The organism is Streptomyces kanamyceticus, assembly GCF_008704495.1.
GTDB classification, from domain to species: Bacteria; Actinomycetota; Actinomycetes; order Streptomycetales; family Streptomycetaceae; genus Streptomyces; species Streptomyces kanamyceticus.
On record NZ_CP023699.1, the window covers coordinates 1,106,325 to 1,128,065 of the forward strand.

General features: G+C 68.9%; 17 protein-coding genes, 1 tRNA gene and 1 pseudogene. 13 read left to right on the top strand and 6 right to left on the bottom strand.

Annotated elements, in window-relative coordinates; translation table 11 throughout:
* Nucleotides 1–400 precede the first annotated feature (400 nt).
* From CP970_RS03985 to CP970_RS04015, 7 genes are all read left to right on the top strand, one after another.
* The gene (locus CP970_RS03985) at nucleotides 401–1,414 is read left to right on the top strand and encodes a beta-ketoacyl-ACP synthase III (protein WP_107098916.1); all 1,014 of its coding nucleotides are present in this window, start codon (nucleotides 401–403) and stop codon (nucleotides 1,412–1,414) included.
* Nucleotides 1,415–1,516: 102 nt separating this feature from the next.
* Nucleotides 1,517–1,798: an acyl carrier protein gene (locus tag CP970_RS03990; protein ID WP_055546913.1), complete on the top strand. Its 282-nt coding sequence runs from the start codon at nucleotides 1,517–1,519 to the stop codon at nucleotides 1,796–1,798.
* Entirely contained in the window at nucleotides 1,795–3,024 is a 1,230-nt protein-coding gene (locus CP970_RS03995) for a beta-ketoacyl-[acyl-carrier-protein] synthase family protein (RefSeq protein ID WP_398654546.1), read from the top strand. The genes CP970_RS03990 and CP970_RS03995 overlap by 4 nt, the downstream gene beginning before the upstream one ends.
* A gap of 9 nt (nucleotides 3,025–3,033) precedes the next feature.
* Nucleotides 3,034–4,371 carry a cation:proton antiporter gene (locus tag CP970_RS04000; protein ID WP_191094868.1) on the top strand — a complete coding sequence of 446 codons (1,338 nt, stop codon included), beginning with the start codon at nucleotides 3,034–3,036 and terminating at the stop codon, nucleotides 4,369–4,371.
* Nucleotides 4,372–4,909: 538 nt separating this feature from the next.
* Entirely contained in the window at nucleotides 4,910–5,548 is a 639-nt protein-coding gene (locus CP970_RS04005) for a carbonic anhydrase (RefSeq protein WP_079044106.1), read from the top strand.
* A gap of 909 nt (nucleotides 5,549–6,457) precedes the next feature.
* On the top strand, nucleotides 6,458–7,384 hold the full coding sequence (locus tag CP970_RS04010) for a S1 family peptidase (RefSeq protein ID WP_150492963.1): 927 nt from the start codon (nucleotides 6,458–6,460) through the stop codon (nucleotides 7,382–7,384).
* 223 nt (nucleotides 7,385–7,607) lie between these two features.
* Nucleotides 7,608–8,372, top strand: a complete 765-nt coding sequence (locus tag CP970_RS04015) for an SDR family NAD(P)-dependent oxidoreductase (RefSeq protein ID WP_055556216.1) — start codon at nucleotides 7,608–7,610, stop codon at nucleotides 8,370–8,372.
* A 159-nt stretch (nucleotides 8,373–8,531) separates the two neighbouring features.
* On the opposite strand, the gene CP970_RS04020 is transcribed toward CP970_RS04015, so the two are convergent.
* On the bottom strand, nucleotides 8,532–9,524 hold the full coding sequence (locus CP970_RS04020; RefSeq protein WP_398654549.1) for a helicase associated domain-containing protein: 993 nt from the start codon (nucleotides 9,522–9,524) through the stop codon (nucleotides 8,532–8,534).
* Nucleotides 9,525–10,006: 482 nt separating this feature from the next.
* Here CP970_RS04020 and cutA point away from each other — a divergent pair, with 482 nt between their 5' ends.
* Complete coding sequence (gene cutA / locus CP970_RS04025) at nucleotides 10,007–10,333, top strand: divalent-cation tolerance protein CutA (RefSeq protein WP_055556219.1); 327 nt, start codon at nucleotides 10,007–10,009, stop codon at nucleotides 10,331–10,333.
* 63 nt (nucleotides 10,334–10,396) lie between these two features.
* Here the strand turns inward: cutA and CP970_RS04030 are convergent.
* Nucleotides 10,397–11,164 (bottom strand): annotated as a pseudogene (locus CP970_RS04030) (transcriptional regulator); the annotation flags it as partial.
* Between the two features lie 351 nt (nucleotides 11,165–11,515).
* Between CP970_RS04030 and CP970_RS04035 the strand changes: the two are divergent.
* A complete protein-coding gene (locus tag CP970_RS04035) occupies nucleotides 11,516–12,133 on the top strand; it encodes a site-specific integrase (RefSeq protein ID WP_224058206.1) in 618 nt (205 codons plus the stop codon).
* 100 nt (nucleotides 12,134–12,233) lie between these two features.
* Here the strand turns inward: CP970_RS04035 and CP970_RS04040 are convergent.
* A tRNA-Pro gene (locus tag CP970_RS04040) sits at nucleotides 12,234–12,307 on the bottom strand.
* A gap of 138 nt (nucleotides 12,308–12,445) precedes the next feature.
* Between CP970_RS04040 and CP970_RS04045 the strand changes: the two genes are divergently transcribed.
* Both CP970_RS04045 and CP970_RS04050 read left to right on the top strand, forming a co-directional pair.
* Complete coding sequence (locus tag CP970_RS04045; RefSeq protein ID WP_150492965.1) at nucleotides 12,446–13,168, top strand: thiamine pyrophosphate-dependent enzyme; 723 nt, start codon at nucleotides 12,446–12,448, stop codon at nucleotides 13,166–13,168.
* 92 nt (nucleotides 13,169–13,260) lie between these two features.
* Nucleotides 13,261–14,196 carry a transketolase family protein gene (locus tag CP970_RS04050; protein ID WP_150492967.1) on the top strand — a complete coding sequence of 312 codons (936 nt, stop codon included), beginning with the start codon at nucleotides 13,261–13,263 and terminating at the stop codon, nucleotides 14,194–14,196.
* Here the strand turns inward: CP970_RS04050 and CP970_RS04055 are convergent.
* The 3 genes from CP970_RS04055 to CP970_RS04065 all read right to left on the bottom strand — a co-directional run bounded on the left by CP970_RS04055 (nucleotide 14,141) and on the right by CP970_RS04065 (nucleotide 17,022).
* Nucleotides 14,141–15,496, bottom strand: coding sequence for an MFS transporter (locus CP970_RS04055; RefSeq protein ID WP_150492969.1), 1,356 nt, complete (start codon nucleotides 15,494–15,496; stop codon nucleotides 14,141–14,143). The genes CP970_RS04050 and CP970_RS04055 overlap by 56 nt on opposite strands.
* A gap of 65 nt (nucleotides 15,497–15,561) precedes the next feature.
* The gene (locus CP970_RS04060) at nucleotides 15,562–15,942 is read right to left on the bottom strand and encodes an MmcQ/YjbR family DNA-binding protein (RefSeq protein WP_150492971.1); all 381 of its coding nucleotides are present in this window, start codon (nucleotides 15,940–15,942) and stop codon (nucleotides 15,562–15,564) included.
* An 81-nt stretch (nucleotides 15,943–16,023) separates the two neighbouring features.
* The gene (locus CP970_RS04065) at nucleotides 16,024–17,022 is read right to left on the bottom strand and encodes an alpha/beta fold hydrolase (protein WP_150492973.1); all 999 of its coding nucleotides are present in this window, start codon (nucleotides 17,020–17,022) and stop codon (nucleotides 16,024–16,026) included.
* A 331-nt stretch (nucleotides 17,023–17,353) separates the two neighbouring features.
* Between CP970_RS04065 and CP970_RS04070 the strand changes: the two genes are divergently transcribed.
* On the top strand, nucleotides 17,354–20,821 hold the full coding sequence (locus CP970_RS04070; RefSeq protein ID WP_055552088.1) for a ThuA domain-containing protein: 3,468 nt from the start codon (nucleotides 17,354–17,356) through the stop codon (nucleotides 20,819–20,821).
* Nucleotides 20,822–20,829: 8 nt separating this feature from the next.
* Entirely contained in the window at nucleotides 20,830–21,735 is a 906-nt protein-coding gene (locus tag CP970_RS04075; RefSeq protein ID WP_055552090.1) for a sugar phosphate isomerase/epimerase family protein, read from the top strand.
* Nucleotides 21,736–21,741: the final 6 nt, after the last annotated feature.

The window sequence follows — 21,741 nt, forward strand, 5'->3', positions numbered from 1 at the left end:
GGAATTACTGACAGCACAAGATCTCCCTCCCCCTCTACGGCCGGAAGGCCGACATAAGCGAAAGTCGGCTTGAGGAGTTGGCTGAACTTTTTCCATCTCTCACCGGCCGATCGATGTCGGATTCAACCTTCCGCGCCAGTGGAAATCAACCATCTTTCTCGGCAGACCCCGCTTTCACCCCCACAGAGGCAGCCTGACCTGCATGTTTAGATTTGAGATACAGGATTCATTTTCATCTGGCGAACGGCATGAAAACCGTTTCCAATCAATTGGCGGATGCCTGAGTTCCCCTTTGAAATAGCAGATGTGGCGTGTTAGGTTCCATCACTCGAACCGGGACTTGAGGGAATGAGGTAGTCCACTTCTGCCGTCGGATTGGAAATCCGGAAAGGAAGGGATCGTGAAGAAGTCCGCCATACTCTGCGGAATAGGCGCATGGTTGCCCCCGAAGGTGGTGACCAATGACGACCTGTCCGAGCAGCTGGAAACAAGCGACGAGTGGATCCGCACCAGAACAGGAATCCGGCAGCGCCACATCGTCGATCCGGGCATGTCAACGGGAGACCTCGCAGTCGAGGCCGGCAGGCGCGCCCTGAAGTCGGCGGGCGGTGAGCCGGTGGATCTGGTGATCCTCGCAACGGCCACGCCCGACCATCCCTGTCCTGCCACAGCACCCGCCGTGGCGCACAGGCTGGGCCTCATCGATGTCGCAGCCTGGGACCTGTCGGCCGTCTGCAGCGGATTCCTCTACGGGCTGGCCGCTGCCAGGGGATTCATCGCGGCCGGTACGGCCAACCGCGTTCTGCTCATCGGCGCCGACACCTTCTCGACCATCCTGGCTCCCGGCGACCGCACCACCCGCCCGATCTTCGGCGACGGCGCCGGAGCCGTCGTGTTGCGTGCTGGAGAGCCCGACGAGCTCGGCGCGCTGGGGCCCTCCTCCCTGGGCAGTGACGGCTCCCTGCGTGAACTGATCACCGTCCCGGCAGGTGGTTCGCGTTTCCCGGTCAACCCCCAGAAGCACTCGCACCCAGACCCTGGGCGCTACTTCACCATGCAGGGCAAGACCGTATTTCGACATGCGGTGGCCCGGATGGCAGGAGCCGCGACGGAGGTACGTCGTCAGGCCGGCTGGTCCGCATCTGACGTGGACTGCTTCGTCGCGCATCAGGCCAACTACCGCATCCTGCAGGCCGTGGTGGAAAAGCTCGGCATCCCCATGGAACGGTGCGCCGTCAACCTCGCGCACGTCGGCAACACCGCTGCCGCTTCCATTCCGCTGGCGCTCGCCGACGCCGCAGCGAGCGGACTGCTCAGACCAGGACACCGTGCGCTGCTGGCCGCTTTCGGCGGCGGCGCCACCTGGGGTGCTGCCGCCTTGACATGGCCGGATCTCACCCCGGAACGAACCTGAGCGGGCAGCCGCGCTCTCACCCCCTCGCCCCGCGCGGATCACATCGTGCGCCGCGGCCCCGCTCAGCACCCGGCCACCGCCTACCCGACGTAAGGACCAGCCATGACCTCCCTGCACCCTTCCGCCCGCTCTCTTGAGGAGCAGATCAGCTCGCTGCTCGAGACCCGGTTCGGTGTCGACGCTGCCACCGCGGCCCCCGACGTCACCTTCAGCGCCATCGAACTGGACTCACTCGCTCTCGTGGAACTCTCCGACGTCCTGCAGGAGCTCTTCGACGTACCCATCGCCGATGACGACCTCGGCGCCGAGCAGACCATCGGCGAAGCCGCCGCCCTCATCCGGGCCAAGCTCAACGAACCGGAGCGCATAGGGAAGAAGGCATGATGCGCATCCCTTTTCATGCGGCCATCACCGGGATCGGCATGGTCACCCCCGCCGGACTGACGACGGATGAGACCTGGGACTCCGTTCTGGCCGGACGCCCCACAGCGGCAGCGGACCCGGCCCTGGCGGGGCTGCCCGTCGAACTCTCCTGCCGCGCGGCCGAGTTCGACGGCGACACAGTGCTGGGGCGCCGCACAGCATGGCGGCTGGATCGTTGCACCCAGCTGGCTCTGGCAGCCGGATGGGCCGCCGTAGCGGATGCCGGCCTGGATCCGGGCGACTGGGACGGCACCCGTGTCGGCACCATCCTGGGAACGGCGTTCGGTGGCATCGGTACCTGGGAACGTGAGCACCGCAAGCTCCTCGAGCTCGGCGCGGAGCGCATCTCGTCGCTGACCGTCCCCATGTCACTGACCAACATGATGGCGGGACGACTCGCCACCGACGTCAAGGCCGGCGGCCCCAGCTTCGTGACGAGCTCGGCGTGCGCCTCAGGTGCCACGGCCATCGGCACGGCGCGCGAGTTGCTCCGGTCCGGGGCCTGCGACATCGTTCTCGCGGGGGGCGCGGAGTCCAGCCTCGTACATTCGGTCGTGGCAGCCTTTGACAGAGCGGGCGCCCTCTCGCACTACAAGGACGGCCCTTCAAAAGCCTCCCGCCCCTTCGACACCGGACGCGACGGCTTCGTTATCGCCGAGGCCTCCGCTGTCCTCGTCCTGGAGCGCCCTGAACATGCACAAGCACGCGGGGCGCGGGCATACGCGTACGTCAGTGGATACGGCGCGTCCGCCGATGCCGGACATGAGACCCGTCCCGACCCGGAAGGACTGGGCGCCGAAAGGGCGGTCTGCGCCGCTCTGCAAGACGCGGATTCCTCCCCCGCCGACGTCACTCACGTCAACGCCCACGGGACATCCACGCCGCTCAACGACGTGGCCGAAGGCCGCATGATCCGCAGAGTGCTCGGGAGCCATCCCGTCACCTCCTCGGTCAAGGGAGTGACCGGGCACTCGCTCGGCGCTGCCGGTGCGGTCGAGGCCGCCATCACCGCGCTGTCGCTCAAGCACCAAACCGTCCCGATGACCGCTGGACTCACACATCAGGACCCTGCCGTCGACCTCGACATCGTGGCGGGTACGTCCCGTCCCGTGACCATGGAAACGGCGCTGAGCAATTCCTTCGGATTCGGCGGCCAGAACGCCGTACTCGTTCTCACCCGGCCGTAGGAGATGACGATGACGACGAGCACCATCGCCGCCGCTCAAGATCCAAACGTGCAGCTGGTCATCGAGGTTCTTCCCGCACTCCTGGTCATCCTGATCGTGTCCGCCCTCTGTGGGAAGGTTGCCGTCGCCTGGGGCCAACCCCGCGTGGTGGGAGAGATGATCGCCGGCATCGCCCTGGGACCCACCCTCTTCGGCCGGATCTTCCCCGACGCCCAGCAGTCCTTGTTCACCCCCTCGGTCAAACCGGTGCTGTACGTACTGAGCACGATCGGTCTCACGCTGTTCATGTTCCTCGTCGGCCTGGGGCTCGATCACGAGAAGGCACCACGCGGGTATCAACGCACCGCGATGACGCTGGCCGTCTCGAGCATCGTGCCGGCCCTCCTCCTTGGCTGCGGCGTAGGACTGCTCTTCCATCAGGAGCTGTCCCGGGGCGACGTCAGCCCGGGCATGTTCGCCCTGTTCGTGGGTGGCGCCTTGGCTGTCACCGCGTTTCCGATGCTCGCACGCATGCTCTATGACCAAGGGCTCGAACGTTCCCCGCTCGGAGTTCTCGCTCTTCTCGCAGCAGCCGTGGACGATGCCGTGGCCTGGTGTTTCCTGGCTTTCATCGTCGCCTTTCACAGCAACGGCGGGCTGTCCGAGAGCGTTCGCGTCGTCGTCCTGTCCGCAGCCTTCGCCGTGCTGATGCTGACCCTTGGACGCAGACTTCTGCGCAAGCTGGGCGAGAAGGCGCGCTCGCGGGGCGACTTGACCACCGGTCAGTTCCATCTCGTACTCATGGTGGTTCTGGCCGCAGGGTGGTTCACCGAGGAGATAGGTGTCTACGCGGTCTTCGGCGGCTTCGTCGTCGGGCTGGCCATGCCCCGCGAGAAGGCCTTTCAACAAGCGGTCCGGCAGCGGCTCCTGGACACCGTGCAGGTGCTGCTCGTTCCGGTCTTCTTCGCCTTCTCCGGCCTCAACACGGAAATGGGCGGCATCACCGACGCGGGGACGCTCCTGCCTCTTGCGGCCCTGCTGACAGCGGCGGTCGCCGGCAAGTTCAGCGGCAGCCTGGCGGCGATGCGCGCGAACGGCTTCAGCTGGCGCGAGGGAGCGGCCATGGGAGCGTTGATGAACGCCCGCGGCCTCATGATCCTCATCTTCGTCAATGTCGGATTGGCCGAAGGCATCATCAACCAGAAGACGTTCTCGCTCCTCGTCCTGGTCGCCCTCATCACCTCCGCCAGCGCCATGCCCTTGTGCAAGCTCGCGCTCGGCCGCCGCCCCATGAGTCTGCTGACAACGCCGCACGAGCCGACTGATCCGCCTACAGTGTCGAACGAGTACACGAACAAGGGTGGTTGACCGCACCTACACAGCACCATGATCCAGACGCTTGTATATCGACGGGGGAAGGTCGGTACATGGCACGCGTATGCATGCGGTTACTGAAGGTGCTAGTCAAGGGACTGTTGCCCTGCCTCCTGTTGGGCCACGCCCTGTTCGGGCAAGTCGCCCCGCTCCCCACCGCGGACTCACCAGTCGCGCCCGCGGCCACATCGGCAGCGGACTTGAACCAGGCCGACATCGACGGCTCGGACAACGACCTGCCGGGCGAGACCATCTGCTGCGAGGTGACGTCCGGTACGGCTGCCCACAGCCGGGGCCCGTACACGTCGGCTACCGCCGACCCGCCTTCGCTGTCGCCATCTCCCATCGCGGAGTCTGCGGCAATGGCCAGGCCGGCCTCACTCAGGGCCCCTGACACACTCACGCGGCCCACGAAGCCAGCAGTCCCGGCTCCACTTCGTCCGACGCTGCAGAGCTGGCTGATCTGACATGACCGAGTCCCGATGCGCACAGCACATCGACTCGAGCTTCGTCATGTCAGAAAGGCAGCACCATGCGTTCTGCGAACGGTCTGATACCGCGCCCATCACCTGAACGCCCGTATCGGCTCGAGGGAACCCGCCCCGGCGAGAGTCCGCACCAGACTCTGTTCATCTCCTGCACCGAAACCCAGATCGCTCCCACGCGGTTCGTCTCACGCCCTGAGCAGTTGTTCGAACTGCGAAACATCGGCAACATCGTGCCGCCGTACAACCCCAAGGTCGTCTCCGGCGCGATCGCCACCATCGACTACGCCCTCTCACTCACCAATCTGCGGGACGTGGTGATAGCGGGGCATTCCGGCTGCGGTGCTGTGGCAGCACTGCTCAACCAGACCTCGAACCGCGTTTCGCCCTCGCTGCGCCGGTGGCTGGTCGTCGGCAGCTCACGAGTGGCCTGCGAAGACGCCGTCGGCACGCGCGCATCAGGCGCCATAGGCAAAGAAGCCCTGGACCGCGCCGCCCAGGCACATCTCCTCACCCAACTCGCGCACTTGGCCCAGTACCCCGAGCTCGAATCCGGCCAGAACAGCGGCCGCCTTCGCCTCCGAGCCCTGTTTCACAGGGCCGAATCCTCGACAACGGAGGTCTACTCGCCACGCGACGACTCGTTCAAACCTTTGGCCCGTGAAGGCAGCGGAAGGCGCCGCTGACCGATACGGGTCGGCGGAGCCACTGCCTATCGGCAAGGGGACGGACAGTGCGACCCCTCGCCCCGTACACCAGACCGGGCAGCGGAGATGTTCCTTGAGAGCACAGGGAGCGGTTCCCCGCCCCCAAACACGACGTAGGGGCCATCCGAAGATGGCCCCTACCTGCGACGTTTCCGTCGGGACAACAGGATTTGAACCTGCGACCCCTTGACCCCCAGGAGTAAGGGGCAGGGTGATTTTTGCGATATATCAGACTTAAATCGGGTGCAAGTTGTGCGTGTAGGGACCCGTCGTGCGCCATCACGCACACCGTGTGGTCCCCAACTGGTCCCCAAAGAGCGGGCCATTCCCTGCCGTTAGGCAGCCCGCATCGACTTGGCTCACCCCCCACCAGTCGGGCTAGTCTCGATCATCCCGGGCAGTCCCCCGATCCGATCAGGGGTGACGCTTGCCCATGAAGGTGGAGCCTCCGGGGATCATGCCGCACAGCCCGACTGTCACGACGCTCGCTCCCATGATCACCTTCTCGACCTCAACCCACGGAAGACCGCAACCTTAGACGTCGAGGCTCCCCAAGCTCTGGGATCGGCTCGAACAGGTGAGACTCCATCTTCCAGGGGGCTGCGGCACCCGGTTCACCGACGAGCGGTGGAGGGCCATCGAGCCCGCCGGGTGGAGCGCCCCGCGCGGCCCTTTCGCGCGTGGCCGTGGCGAAGGGGGCGGTGTCGGAGATGGGGATCGCGGGGGGGGACTCGTGGGGGCCGCGTCCGGCGGCCGTGCGCCCAAGAAGGCGTGTCGCTTGCGTACTTGAGAGCACGCGGTCTTGCTCCTGGCAGTGGGTTGCCCCAAAAATGCGCATGACAAAACCGAAGGACCTTCGGTCACACAGTCATCAGAGGGGAACCCCACATGAGCAAGCCTCTCGTTGGTGCCGTCTTCACCGCGCTGCTCCTCGGTGCGACGGCGATACCCGCGTCCGCCGTGAGCAACGAGGCGCCGGTTTCCGGCAAAGGCACGGCCGCGGCGCGACCCGCCGCGGTGACCCAGGCGAAGGTGAAGGCGAAGGCTGTGACCTTCGCGGGTACCGTGGCGCTGAGCAACTGCTCGGGCTCCGTGGTGCGCGTGCCCAGCTCGCAGCCCACGGACAAGGCGCTCGTGCTCTCCAACGGCCACTGCCTGGAGACAGGCTTCCCCAGTGCCGGGCAGGTCATCGTCAACCGGGCCTCGAGCCGTAGCTTCACGCTTCTGAACGCCAGCGGCGGCAGCCTCGGCACCGTTCGCGCCAGCAAGATCGCGTACGGCACGATGACCGACACCGACGTCTCCGTGTACGAACTGACCAGCACCTACAGCGAAATCGAGAGCCGCTACGGCATCAAGGCCCTCGACCTGGACGCCGCGCACCCGCAGACGGGCCGGGCCATCACGGTCGCCTCCGGCTACTGGAAGCGGATGTACCGGTGCAGCACGGACGGCTTCGCGTACCGCCTGAAGGAAGGCCAGTGGACCTGGAAGGACTCGCTCCGCTACACCCAGCCCTGCCAGGTCATCGGCGGCACCTCGGGATCGCCGGTGATCGACGACGCCACCGGCAAGGTCGTCGCCGTCAACAACACCATCAATGAGAGCGGCCAGCGCTGCACGGACAACAACCCGTGCGAGGTCGACGAGAACGGCAAGGTCACCGTCCGGCCCAGCATCGGCTACGCCCAGCAGACCTACATCATCGTTGCCTGCGTCGGCGCCGGCAACAAGATCGACCTGAACCGCCCCGGCTGCACCCTGCCCAAGCCCGCCATGGCGCAGAAGCACCGCTCGCCCGCCGGCGCGAAGTAGCAGGTCCGCTCGCCAAGGCCGCCCTGGCGACCGCACATGAGTGAGGGCTCCCGGAACCCGAACGGTCCGGGAGCCCTCTTCCGTGCTGCCCGGGGCCCGAACTCCGTGGGGGAGACAGACTTTGACGGGCCGTCATGCGGCCGGCCCCGAGAGGCACATGCTAGTTAGGCTAGCCTAACCTAGCGTGAGGGAAAGGTTCGTACGGCACGACCGAGGAGTGCACATGGGAAACCTCAGCGGCAAGGTCGCCCTGGTCACCGGCGCCAGCCGGGGCATCGGGCGGGGCATCGCCGAACGCCTGGCCCACGACGGCGCGCTGGTCGCCGTGCACTACGGCAGGAACGAGAAGGCCGCCAAGGAGACCGCCGCGGCCATCGCCGAGGCCGGCGGCCGCGCCTTCGTCGTGCGCGCCGAACTGGGCGTACCCGGGGACGTGGACACGCTCGCGGACGGCCTGGACGCCGCCCTGCGCGCGTACGGCGAGTCGGCGATCGACATCCTCGTCCACAACGCGGGGCTCAACATCATGGGGCGGCCGATCGAGATCCTCACCCCCGAGGAGTTCGACCGGATGGTCGCGGTCAACGTGAAGGCGCCGTTCTTCCTCACCCAGCGGCTCTTGCCGCGGCTGCGCGACGGCGGCCGGATCATCAACATCTCGTCCGTCTCCACCCGCGCCGCATCGGCCCACGGCATCGGGTATCCGCTCACCAAGGGCGCGCTCGACGTGTTCAGCCACACGCTGGCCAAACACCTCGGACCGCGCGGCATCACCGTCAACTCCGTCGCGGTCGGCTACACCCACACCGACATGACCGCCTCGGCGCTGGCCGACCCGGCGCACCTGGAGCACACCATCAACCTGACCGCCCTCGGCCGGGTCGGTGAGGTCCCGGACATCGCCGACGCGGTCGCCTTCCTCGCGTCGGACGACGCGCGCTGGATCACCGGCGCCAAGGTCGACGTCACGGGCGGCGCCAACCTGTGACCGCCCGCGCCAAACGGTTGCCAGCGGGGCCCGCGTTCACCACACGCAGGAGGTGCTTGCGAGGACTGGCACGGGCAGCGGCATTCCACCATGGGCCGCGCCGGTGCAGATCGTCGGTGGCGAGCGCGGCTGCGGTGACGATGACGATGACGCCCATCATCAGGTCCATCGCATCCCGATGGCGGACAGCTGCTCCATCCGTTCCGGGGTGAGTGTCGTGGCCCGGCTGCGCTGATTTCCGATCCAGGCGTCCAGCTTGTGTTCCCGCTCTTCCTGGCCCTCGCCGACGATCCGTTCGATGTGTTTCCGCGGGACCTGAAGGTGCCCCTCGCGCTCGTAGAACTGGCGGGCGGCCTGGTAGTTGAGTGCCCATTTGTTGGCCTGTGTACGTGGCGGGGGCGGCTTCTCGTCCTCGACCGCGGGCTGGATGCCGAGGACCTGCTCGCATATCCATTGCTGCACAGTGGTGAGCTGTTCAAAGCCGAGCCGGACCGACTGCACCCACCGTCCGAGGTCTTCGCCTTGGCGCAGGATGTCGCCCGCCTGGGTGGGCAGCGCCTCACCGGCGTCCAGGTGCATGCGGACCAGGTGGAAGCAGCGCTGCCACGTCACCGGCCATGCCGGGCACCAGGAAGCGTCGATGTCCTCCAGCCGCTCGCACCGTGTCTCCGACAGGGCTCCGGCCGAGGACTCCACCGGCAGCCCTTTCGCGCGCCGCTGCTCGTTCTCGGCGGCCTTGCGGGCGGCGGCCCGCGCGTTCTTCAGGAAGATGCCCACCTTCGCGCCCTGGAAGGTGGCGTCCAGCGGGGTCAAGAGATGCCCGTGTTCGGCGGCCCACCCGCGCGCGGCGGACAGGCCCTCCTCCCACGCGACGTCGAAGCGCGACCAGACCATGCCGAGCTTCTCCAACTGCGCGACGCGGTCCTCGTCCATGTCGCCGCGGGAGTAGAACCGGCGCGCATCGGAGGTCCACTGCCCCAGCGAGAACCCGGCGCGCGAGGCCGGCCACCCCGCGCCTTCCGCCTCCTGGCCGTCGACGGCGGGCACGCGGAACGTGAACGGCACGCGGAGGTCGCCGTGCTCACGGGCGTAGATGACAGCGGCCTCCACGCCGCGCCGCCAGTGCTCGTGCTCCGGGTTGAGGACCCGCAAGTTGATGAACGCCGCGAGCGCGGCCGGGTCGCGCGGCGCGGAGAACTTCAGCAGCGCCTTGGCGGGCGCGCTCCCACCTACGGAGCCCTCGCCGCTCCCGCCGGTGCTCTTCCCGTCGTCCTTCCTGACAGGCTTGTAGCGGCTCGGGGCCTGCTGCTTGTCGGCCGCTCGACGGCACCACGGCGATCCCGGCCCAGCGCAAAGCCCGCCGCGAGTACGAGAACCGCATCAACGCCCTTGCGTCTGGTTAGCCCCCGGGCTCGGGCCGTCGGGCGTGCTCGCTGCGCCAAGGCCACCCCATCCTGGATCTGCTGGTCGGTGAGTCCGGTCTCACGATGCAGCTGCCACCAGTGGGTTACTTGCTCCCCGGTGTCTGGGCTAGGACTTCGGGGCTGTTTCCGGTAGCGGTAGGTCAGGCAACAGCCGAAGGCCCGTGGCCGGCTAGGTAAGGTCGTGGCAAACCGAGCCGGAGAGGTAGTTGGATGGCCACCGAGATTGTGATTGCGCAGACGACCATCGACGACGAGGGCCAGGCGGAGGCGCTGGCGCGGGGCGCAGTTGAGGGGCAGCTGGCGGCGTGTGCCCACATCGATGCACCGTTCACGGCCGTCTATCGATGGAAGGACGCCATCGAAACCGCTCAAGAATGGCGGATCTCGTACAAGACGACCACGGATCGGCTCCCGGAGCTTGCCGCGTGGGTGGCTCAGCAGCACTCGTACGACGTTCCGGAATGGATCACTCTTCCCGTGACCGGCGGATCCCAGGCGTACCTGTCCTGGGTTGTTGAGGAGACGGCCGCGTCCTGAAACGGCGACAGCACGTCGGCGCCCCTGTCTTGAGCCTGCGCTCAGTCGACGACCGGAGCAGGATCAGGACGCGAACTGCCGTAGACAGCGAGCGAGTTCTTGTTCACTGTCGGGGAGCCAGCTGGCCACCGTCCGGGCCCTCTCCTTGCCCATCGTGTTGGGCTTGGCATGTGTCGCGGATGCGAACTGACGTGCCACGTAGACACCTTGGTCGACGTCACCTCCGCGCAACAGCGCCGATGCCAGGTCGCCGAGGACGACAACGCCACCATCGGGTAGGCCAGTTCCGAGGCGCTTGACCGCGGTATCTGCCATGATGGTCAGCTCTTGCCGCCGCAACTGTCCGTACACGGACAGGGCGAGCGAATCCATTCGGTACGGGGTCACGAATCGAACCCACGCCTGCTCGCTGGTGTGGTCGGCGAAGTCATATGCGAACCGCGCCCGATCCAGTGCGCGCAGTGCGCCGGTGGCGTCGCCGAACTGCGCGGTCTCCTCCGCATGCCTGCCGTGCACCCAGGCGGCAGCAGTGGCGTTGCCGTGCCCACGCACATCCCCGGCAGCCCGGGAAAGTAGCTCCAACCTCTCCTGCGGAGTGGGGGAACCGTAGCTGGCGTAGGTCAGGGCCAGGGCCCGTAGCGGCGGGTGTCCTGCGGTTTCTGCACACCCCGATGCGGCCTTGTAATAGGCGTCAGCCTTGTCGCGCACCCCCAGGTCCCACGCCACCCATCCGGCCAGGGCGGCGGTCTCCCCGGCGGCGATGGTGAGGGTCCGCTCATGTTCGCCGGAACGAGGCAGAGCGGCGGTGATCGCATCGAGGTGCGACTCGACTGCGAAAGGCGGACGAGGACGAGGCGCAGGAGTGGCTCCAGGACATCATCGAGGCCGCGCAGGCCGGCCTGTCCCCGTCGCTGGCCACTATGAAGCTCGCGGAATACGGCGACGCAAACATGGATCTCGCTCTGCGCGGGCTGGAGTTGAAGACCCTCGACCCATATCTCGCGGGATGGCGGGTGCGCGTGATCCCCGCCCTGGGCCACCTCGCCGTACGGATGATCACCAACGGCGTCGTCGACCGAACCGTGCAGAGTCAGCGGCTGGCAGAAGCTCTACAAGCAGGCCGAGGACGAACTCCGCGACCCACGGCCCCTCGCCCTGCCCGACTGGGACACGCTCGTCCAATTGGCCGAGGCACTTGTGGCCGCCTCCTCCAACCAGTACCCCGGCTGGGGCGACGTCGTTCTCTTCGCCGCGAGCACCGCCGCTCGGATCGGAGAAGTCTCCGGGTGCCGCGTCGGAGACATCGACACCAGTCAGTGGATCTGGACGGTACAGCGCCAGACCACGCCCGCGCCCGGCGGACTGACCGACAAGGGCACCAAGGGCAAGCGCGCCCGGAAGGTTCCCATCATCGAAGAGATCCGCCCGCTCGTGGCCCAGCGCATCCTCTCCGCCGGCCCCGCCCCTGACGCGCGACTGTTCACCGGCCCACGCGGGGGACACATCTCCACCGCGGTCCTACGCGACGCGACACACTGGGACGAGGTCGTCACCCGGCTCGGCTACGAGCACCTGCGCCGCCACGATCTCCGCTACACCGGACTGACCTGGCTCGCGGACGCCGGAGTCCCCATCCACGTACTACGCAGGATCGCCGGCCACGGTTCACTGACGACCACTCAGCGCTACCTGCACCCGGACGTCCACAAGATCACGGCCGCCGGTACGGCGCTCTCGGCGCACCTCAGCGTGCTGCGCGCCCCTCGTTCCCTTCCCGGCCCAACCGTCCTCACCCGCTGACACCGGTCAAGGAACGATGGTCCCCAACTGGTCCCCAGAAATGATCAAAGGGCGGCTTCGGAATTCTCCGAAGCCGCCCCTGACCTGCGACTCTTACGAGTCGGGACGACAGGATTTGAACCTGCGACCCCTTGACCCCCAGTCAAGTGCGCTACCAAGCTGCGCCACGTCCCGATGCCCGTGTGACCTGGGGTTTCCCCTGGCCGAACGCGCACCGAAACAATACCGCACTCCGGACCGTGATCGCTCACGCCTTTCCCGGGTCGGGCACCTGTTGACCTCAAGTGCGGTTTAAGTTGCACGCTTCTCGGCATGACGACGACCACGGAACCCGCATACGACTACGCAGATCTGCCCCGCCTCATGGGACGGATGACCGGGGCGGAGAAGCACGGCCCCGCGGCCACCTCCACGCTCGACGCGCTCTGGGTGCTCTACGACCGCGTGCTCGACGTCACACCCGAGCGCATGGACGATCCGGGGCGCGACCGGTTCCTGCTCTCCAAGGGGCACGGGCCGATGGCGTACTACGCGGTGCTCGCGGCCAAGGGATTCCTGCCCGTGGAGTGGCTGGAGGGATTTGGGGCCTATGACTCGCCGCTCGGGCACCATCCGGACCGGGTGCTCGTGCCCGGTGTCGAGATCGGCAGCGGGTCGCTGGGGCACGGGCTGCCGCTCGCCGTGGGGACGGCGCTCGGGCTCAAGGCACGGGGGCAGACGGAGGCCCGCGTGTGGGTGCTCGTCGGGGACGCCGAGATGGACGAGGGCAGCAACCACGAGGCCGTGGCCTACGCCGGGCCCGCCGGTCTCGAGCGACTGCACGTCCTCGTGATCGACAACGCCTCGGCCAGCTACGCGCGGCCCGGCGGGATCGCCGCCAGGTTCGAGGCGGCGGGCTGGTCGGCCGAGACCGTCGACGGGCGGGACCACGAGGCGCTGTACGCCGCCTTCACCGCGCCGCACCCCGGGCGGCCGCGCGTGGTGGTCGCGCGGGTCGAGCCCAAGGAGTACGCGGGCGAGCCCAAGTCCGCGTGATCCGAATTCCGCGTGACCCGAGGTCCGCGTGACCCGAGATCACCCCTCCACCACCACCGTGCGTACGCACTTTCCGGAAGGACCGTTCTGTCATGGACACCATGCGTGACCGCCTCGCCCCCGTCCTCACGCGGCTGCTCGACGAGGACCCGCGCGTCGCCGTCGTTCTGGCCGAGATCGGCAAGGACGGCTTCGCCGACGCCATGCGCGACCACCCGGACCGGGTGATCAACGTGGGCATCAGGGAGCAGCTGCTCGTGGGCACGGGCGCCGGGCTCGCGCTCGCCGGGCTGCGGCCCGTCGTGCACACCTTCGCCAGCTTCCTGGTCGAGCGTCCCTTCGAACAGATCAAGCTCGACTTCGGGCACCAGGGCGTGGGCGGCGTCCTGGTCAGCGCCGCGGCGTCGTTCGACTGGCCCGCGGGCGGCTTCACCCACATGTCGCCGGGCGACGTGGCCCTGCTCGACACCCTCGACGACTGGACCGTGCACGTGCCCGGCCACCCCGACGAGGCCGAGACGCTGCTGCGGCACGCCGTCGCGGCGGGCGACGACAAGGTGTACGTACGTCTGTCGGTGCAGTCCAATGATCAGGCCCTCGCGGTCGACGGCACGCGCTTCCTGACCGTGCGCGAGGGGCGCTCCGGCGTGGTCGTCGCGGTCGGGCCGATGCTCGACCAGGTCCTCGCCGCGACCGAGGGGCTCGATGTGAGCGTGCTCTACGCGACGACCGTGCGCCCCTTCGACGGGGAGGCGCTGCGCCGCGCCGTGGGGGCGGGTCCTGCCGCCGATGTCGTGATCGTCGAGCCGTACCTCGCGGGGACCTCGACGAGCGCCGCGAACGACGCGCTCGCGCATCTGCCGCACCGGGTGCTCGGCCTCGGCGTCGGCCGCCGCGAGCTGCGCCGCTACGGGGACGTGGACGAGCACGTGGCCGCGCACGGGCTCGACGCGGGATCGCTGCGCGGGCGGATCACCGGCTTCCTCGGCGAGCGGACGTCGGCCGGGGCCGGGGCCGGGGTGTCGTAGCGGCCGGGCCGCCCGTCGCTCCCGCCGATCCTGTCGAGGGTCCCGTGACTCCCGTCGACGGTCCTCCATGGGCGGGCTCGACGCGCACCAGGCCGCGGATCGCGGGCACGGAGAGCAGCGCGAGGCACACCACGCCCGCCATCACGCCGCCCGTGATCAGCACCCGCTCGGCACCGAAGGCACTCGCGGCGGGACCCGCGAGTGCCTGGCCGACCGGGAGCATGGCGAGCGAGCCCGCCACGTCGTAGGCGTGGATGCGGTTGAGGACGTCCGGCGGGACCTGGGTCTGCACGCTCGTCGCCCACATCACGCCCCAGAAGGAGATCCCGGCGCCCGCGACGGCCGCGCCGAGCGCCATCAGCGGGACGCCGAGCTGGGCGCCGACCGCCGTCGGGAACGCGCAGTAGCCGAAGAGGGCGAGGGACCCGGCGCGCAGCATGCGGCGGGGGCGCAGGCGCAGGGCGATCAGGCCGCCGACGACGGTGCCCGCGCCGAGGGCGGAGTTGACCAGGCCGTACGCGCCCGAACCGTGTTCCTGGACGACGAGGGTGGCCACCAGCGGCACGGTCGGCCCGCTGGTCGTGATCATCAGTACGCCGAAGATGGCGATCACGCCCCAGAGCCAGGTGCGGGCCCTGAACTCCCGCCAGCCCTGCACCAGATCGGCCCGGAAGCCCTCGCTCTGCGGGAGCGAGCCCGGCAGTGCGGGCGGCAGCCGGAGCAGGACGAGGCAGAGCGCGCTCAGCGCGTACGTCCCCGCGTGCGCGGCGAAGACCGCGCCCGGCGAGGCGAGGCCCACCAGGACACCGGCGGCGGCGGGGCCCGCGAGGGACGCCGTCGACTCGGCCACGCGTATCGCGCCGTTGGCCTTCTGGACGTCGGCGGCCAGCCGCGGGACCGTGCTCGCGACGCCCGGCTGGAAGAGCGCCGCGGCCGCGCCGTTGACCGCGCCGATCACGCAGATCTGCCACAGGACGACGTGTCCGGTGAAGAAGAAGACCGCCGCGAGCGCCTGGGTGACGAGCCGGACGGCATCGGCGCCGATCATCAGCAGGCGGGTGCTGAACCGGTCGGCGAAGACCCCGCCGAAGATCACGAGACCCGCGAAGCAGACGGTCGTCGCCGCCATCGCGAGGCCCACGGCCCCGGCGCCGTGACCGTGCTCGAGGAGGCCCGCGGCGAGGGCGACGGGCAGCATCGTGTCGCCCAGCTTGGCCACGGCACGAGCGGCGAAGAACAGTCCGAAGTCCCGCGACCAGATGCTGTGGCGCGGCGTACCGCTCCGCTTCCCCGGCCCCATCCCGATCCCCTCCCGACGGCACTGGGGGGATCATGCCACGGCGGACAGACAGCGCTCTCTTCCGTTCAGCCCGTGGTCGGCACCCCCAACTCCGGGTGCGCTTCGAGGAGTCGGGGCGGGGCAGCCTGGCGCCAGGAGTCCTGGAGGATGTCGGTCAGCTCCTCCTCGTCGAGCGCCGCGAGGCGCACCCGCACCCATGCGGAGCCCGCCTCGTGGTCGGCGACCCAGAACTTGTCGGGCTCGGCGAGGACCAGCTCGTCCCGCTCCACTTTCGGACAGCGCACGGCGAAGGACGTCTCGTCGTCGGGCACGGTCACGAACATCTTTCCGGCCACACGGAACGTGGGCATGCTCCACGCGATCTTCTCCGCCGTGTCCGGCAGGGCGAGGGCGATGCGGCGCACGTCGTCGGAGGTGACGCGGGCACGGGATCTGGACTTCGACATGGCATGAACCGTAGCCAACGCCACTGACACTCACCCGCCGACGGCCGCGCCCGCCCCGGCCTGGCCCGTTCCGGACGGGCCTCACAGCACCCGTTCGTCCAGCCAGGCCGTCAGGTCGTCCTGGACCTCGTCCCTGTTGGTCTCGTTGAGGATCTCGTGGCGGGCGTCCGGGTAGCCCTTCCAGGTGAGGTCCTCGACGCCCACGTACCGGAAGTCCTCCAGGAGCTCGTGGACCAGTGTCATGCCCTGGTTGCAGGGGTCCTGCTCGCCGACCGCGAGGTGGATGGGCAGATCGGCGGGCACGCGCGCGAGGTTGCGCGGATCGTTGATCTTGCGTACGCCCCGCACCCAGTCCAGCGAGAGCCCCGCGGCGAACGGGAATCCGCAGCGCTCGTCGGCGACGTACGCGTCGACCTCGGCCTCGTCGCGCGAGAGCCACTCGAAGCCCGTGCGGTGCGGGTACGGGTCGTTGAAGGAGGCGAAGAGGTCGGGGACGAACGAGGAGCGCGCCGCGCGGCCGCCCTCGGCGATCTCCCGTTCGAGGCGGGCGATGGACTCCTGCGTCTCGGCGCCGGGCAGCGACCGGAACGTGCCCGAGAGGAGCAGGCCCGCGAGCCCGTCGGCGTACTCCTGCGCGTAGTCCCGCGCGAGCATCGAGCCGAGGCTGTGGCCCAGGAGGAAGAAGGGGAGCCCGGGGTGCAGGGTGCGCACTTGGTCGCCGATGGCCTTGAGGTCGTCGACGATCGCCCGCCAGCTGTCGGCGTCGTCCGCGCCGCGCGCATCGTCCGCCCCGGAGGTCACGCCGAAGCCGCCCGTGGCCTGCGCGGTGGCGCCGTGGCCGCGGTGGTCGGAGGCGACCACTCCGTAGCCGCGTGCGGCCAGGTGGCGGGCGAACCGGTCGTAGCGCAGGGCGTGTTCGGCGGCGCCGTGCGCGATCTGCACATAGGCGCGGGGCCTGCCGTCGGCCGGCAGCCAGGTGTACGTGGCGACGGGCACGCCGTCCGCCGCGTTGAGCAGCCCGGCGGTGAAGGTCGCGGTGGGCGTGGTCGTCGGGCCGTGGGCGTCGTCGCGGTCGGGCATCGGGGCGGGCTCCCTGGGATGGCGGCTGGATTCCTCCGGCTCAGCCTCCCCCACGCGCGCGACCTCATGCGGACCGCACGCGCGCGACCTCATGCGGGCCGCACGCGCGCGTGTCCCCGGCGCACGCGCCACCCACCCCCCAACTCCCGCCCCGCGCCCACCCCTTCCGACCCATTGACCCTCCCCAGAACCGGAACCTACGCTGAGTCCCGCGCTCTGAAAGCGCTTTCTAGCGTGCTTGCCCAGAGCCGCACTCCCGCTCAAGCGCAGACGCAACTCACCGCACACCCGGCGACCGGCAGCCGTCCATCAGCCAAGCCCAGGGAGCGCCATGAGTTCCACGGCACCGAAGCGTGCGCCAAGACCCCTGCTCGTCCTCATCGCCCTGCTCGCCCTCGTCGTGGGCCTCGGCATCGGCGCCCCGCCCCGCGCCGAGGCCGCACCGGCCTTCCGTGTCCTGGTCTTCTCCAAGGTCACGAACTACGCCCACGACTCGATCCCCGCGGGCATCGAAGCGATCAAGAAGCTCGGCAGCGAGAACGGGTTCGAGGTCGAGGCCACCGACGACGCGTCGGCGTTCACCGACGCCAACCTCGCCCGCTTCCAGGCGATCGTGTTCAACAACACCAACTCCACTCCGGAGAAGGGCGATCTGCTCGACGCCGCCCAGCGCGCCGCCTTCCAGAAGTACGTCAGGGCGGGCGGCGGCTGGGTCGGCCTGCACGCGGCGTCGGCGAGCGAGCGCGACTGGCAGTGGTACGAGGGCCTGGTCGGCGCGATCTTCGACAAGCACCCCGCCGTACAGACGGGACGGGTGAAGGTGCTCGACCACGCGCACCCGTCCACCCAGGGGCTGCCCGAGCTCTGGGAGCGTACGGAGGAGTGGTACAACTGGCGCACCAACCCCACGGGGAAGGTGCACACCCTCGCTCAGGTCAAGGTGCGCGACGGTGTCACGGGCCTCGACGAGGGCGTCGACCAGCCCTGGTCCTGGTGCCAGAACTACGACGGCGGCCGCTCCTGGTACACGGCGGGCGGGCACGCCAAGTCGGCCTTCCAGGAGAAGGGTTTCCTGCGGCACGTCCTCGGCGGCATCCAGTGGGCGGCGGGCGACAAGCCGGGCGACTGCACCGCTACGAAGACGGGTGGTTTCCAGCGCACGCCCCTCGCCACCGAGGATCTCGCCGACCCGTTCGAGCTGGCCGTGGCACCCGATCGCCGGGTCTTCTTCATCCAGCGCACCGGGAAGCTCAAGATCATCGACCAGGAGACGCTGAAGGTCTCCACGGCGCTCGACCTCGCGTACACCCCGGAGATGACGAGCCAGTCGGACGGGCTGCTCGGACTCGCGCTCGATCCGAAGTTCAAGGACAACCACTGGCTGTATCTGCTGCACTCCGACAAGACCGAGAAACGCATCAACCTGTCGCGCTTCACCGAGGCGGGCGGAAAGATCGATCCGGCCTCGGAGAAGCGCCTGTTGACGATTCCTACGTGGCGTGGCGAGGGCCGGGCGAATTCGCACATGGCGGGCTCGATCGCCTTCGACAAGAAGGGCGACCTCTACGTAGCGACGGGTGACAACACCGACCCGTTCGCCTCCGACGGCTTCACCCCGATCGACGAGCGCGAAGGGCGCCGCGCCTGGGACGCGCAGGGCACGGCGGGCAATACGAACGACCTGCGTGGAAAGGTCCTGCGGATCACGCCCAAGGACGACGGAACGTATGCCGTCCCTGCGGGGAACCTCTTTCCCGCGGGCACGGAGAAGACGCGCTCCGAGGTCTACGCGATGGGGCTGCGCAATCCCTTCCGGATCACCACGGATCCGCTCAGCGGCGCGCTCCTGGTCGCCGACTACGGGCCCGACGCCAGGAAGGCCGTCGCGGACCGGGGACCCGAGGGGACGGTCGAGTTCGACCGGATCACCGAGGCGGGCAACTACGGCTGGCCGTACTGCGTCGGGAACAACACCCCCTTCAACGACTACGACTTCGCGACCAAGACGCCGAAGGGGAAATTCGACTGCGCGAAGGTCGCCAACGACTCGCCGAACAACACGGGGCTGCGGGACCTGCCGCCCGCGAAGGCCGCGAACGTCTGGTACGCGTACTCCGATTCACCGGAGTTCCCCGAACTCGGCACGGGCGGCGGCGGACCGATGAGCGGTCCCGTCTACGACTACGACGTCGACAACGCGTACAAGACAAAGTTCCCCGAGTACTTCGAGGGGAAGTGGTTCAACTACGAGCTGACCCGGCAGTGGTTCAAGACCTTCTCGATCCAGGAGAAGGACCAGACGTTCACCGATCCGCGCTTCGAACCGGCGAAGAAGGGCGATCTGCAGTCCATCAATTCCGTCTTCTCCGACATGAAGTGGAATCAGCCTTTCGACGCCGATTTCGGTCCTGACGGCGCTCTGTACGTCATCGACTTCGGGCTCGGCAGCGGCACGGGCCGCGGCGGCAGCAACGAGGGCGCGGGCATCTACCGCATCGACTACGTGGCGGACGGACGGCTGCCCGACGCCCGGATCACGGCGACGCCGGACAACGGAAAGGCACCCCTGACCGCGAAGTTCTCCAGCGAGGGATCCGGACTGCCCGGCGGCAAGCCCGTCACCTACGCGTGGGACTTCGACGGCGACGGCACAACCGACTCGACCGAGGCGAACCCCACCCACACGTACACGAAGAAGGGCCAGTTCAGCGCCCGCCTCAAGGTCACGGGACCCGGTGACCTCAGTGCGCTCGCCGTACGCGACATCACGGTCGGCAACACGCGCCCCGTGGTGACCATCCAACAGCCGCCGAACGGCGGGACGTTCAGCTTCGGCGACACCATCCCGTTCAAGGTCAAGGTGACGGACAGGGAGGACGGGCCGATCGACTGCGGCAAGGTCGTCGTCCAGTCCCAGCTGGGGCACGACAGCCATCTGCATCCACTGGACAACTACACCGGCTGCGCGGGTGAGATCGTGACGGACGCCGGGGACAGCCACGGTCCGGGACAGAACCTGTACTACGGCATCACCGCCCAGTACGAGGACAAGGGCGCGGGTGCCGTGCCCGCGCTGACGGGGTCGGCCTCGCTGACGCTGCGGACGTCGTTCCGTGAGGCCGAGCACCGCACCGCCACCGGCGGCGCGCACGGCGGGGCCGAGATCGGTGACCGGGCGGACGCGTCGGGCGGCAAGCGGCTCATCGAGATCGAGGACGGCGACTGGGTCTCCTTCGACCCCGTGCACCTCAAGGGCGTCGACTCCGTGACCGTCGGGGCGGCGTCGGGCGGGCTCGGCGGCGACGTCGAGTTCCGTGCCGGATCGCCCACGGGCAAGCTGCTCGGCAAGGTGACCGTGCCGAGCACCGGAGGGTGGGGCGACTTCATCTCGCCGACCACCGAACTCGCCGACCACGACGGCACGACGAACCTGTACGCGGTCTTCACCAATCCGCGCTGGACGGCCGAGGGGCCCGACCTGCTCACGGTCGACTGGCTGCGCTTCAACGGCCCGGGCGTCGAGAAGTCCGCGGGCGCGAAGGTCTCGGTGACCGCCGCTCCCGACAGCGGCGCGCCGCCCCTCGCGGTGAAGCTCACGGGCAAGGTGCAGCTGCCCGCGGGCCGCACCGCCGCCTCCTACCACTGGGACTTCGGCGACAACACGAAGCCGTCCGGCGGCACGGAGGGCCCGACCGCCGACCACGCGTACGCGCGCGCGGGGGCGTACACCGCGCATCTGACGGTGACCGACGACAAGGGCGACACGACCACCGGCGCCGTCCGGGTCACGGCGAAGTGAGGGCGGCCATGAACGGATCAGCGAACGCGTCACGCCCGGGTGGCACGAGACGCGCCTTTCTCCGTACGGCCATCGGTACGTCGGCCGGTACGTCCCTGGGGCTCGCGGCAGCCGTCGGCGGGGCGTCGCCCGCGCGGGCGGCGGAGCACGGGCACCGGCGGCGCATCCCGCGCGGCGGCATCGGAATGCACCTCTACACGATGCGCGACGTCCTCGCCGAGGACTTCGCGGGCACCCTGGAGCGGCTCGCCAAGATCGGGTACGCGACCGTGGGCGTCAGCGGCCGGCACGGGTACGGCGCGGGGGACATCCGCGGGATGCTCGACGCGACGGGCCTGCGGGCGGTCCTCGAACACGTCGCGTACACCACGCTCACCGGCAGCGGACTGGCCGGGGCGCTGGACGATCTGCACACCCTGGGCGCCCGGTGGCCCGTGGTGCCCAGCCTGCCGGGGGCATTGCACACGCCGGACGGATTCCGCGAGGCGGCAAGGCAGTTCAACCGGATCGGGCTCGCCTCGCGCGAGGCGGGCCTCGGCCCGGTGCTGTTCCACAACCACGGCACGGACCACGTGGTGGTCGACGGCGTGAACCTGTACGACGTCCTTCTCGCCGAGACCGATCCCGCTCTTGTCGCCTTCGAACTGGACGTCTACTGGGCGGTGAAGGGCGGCGCCGATCCGGCGACGTACTTCCGCCGCCATCGGCACCGCTTCCCCGCCCTCCATGTGAAGGACATGGCGCCGGACGGCGGCTTCGCCGACGTCGGCTCGGGGACGCTCGACTTCGCCGCGATGTTCGCCCACGCGCGCGTGGGCGGCGTACGGCAGTGGCTCGTCGAGCACGACACCCCGGCGGATCCGTTCGCCACGGCGCGGAACAGCTACGCGTATCTGGCCGCGCTGCGCTACTGAGCCCTA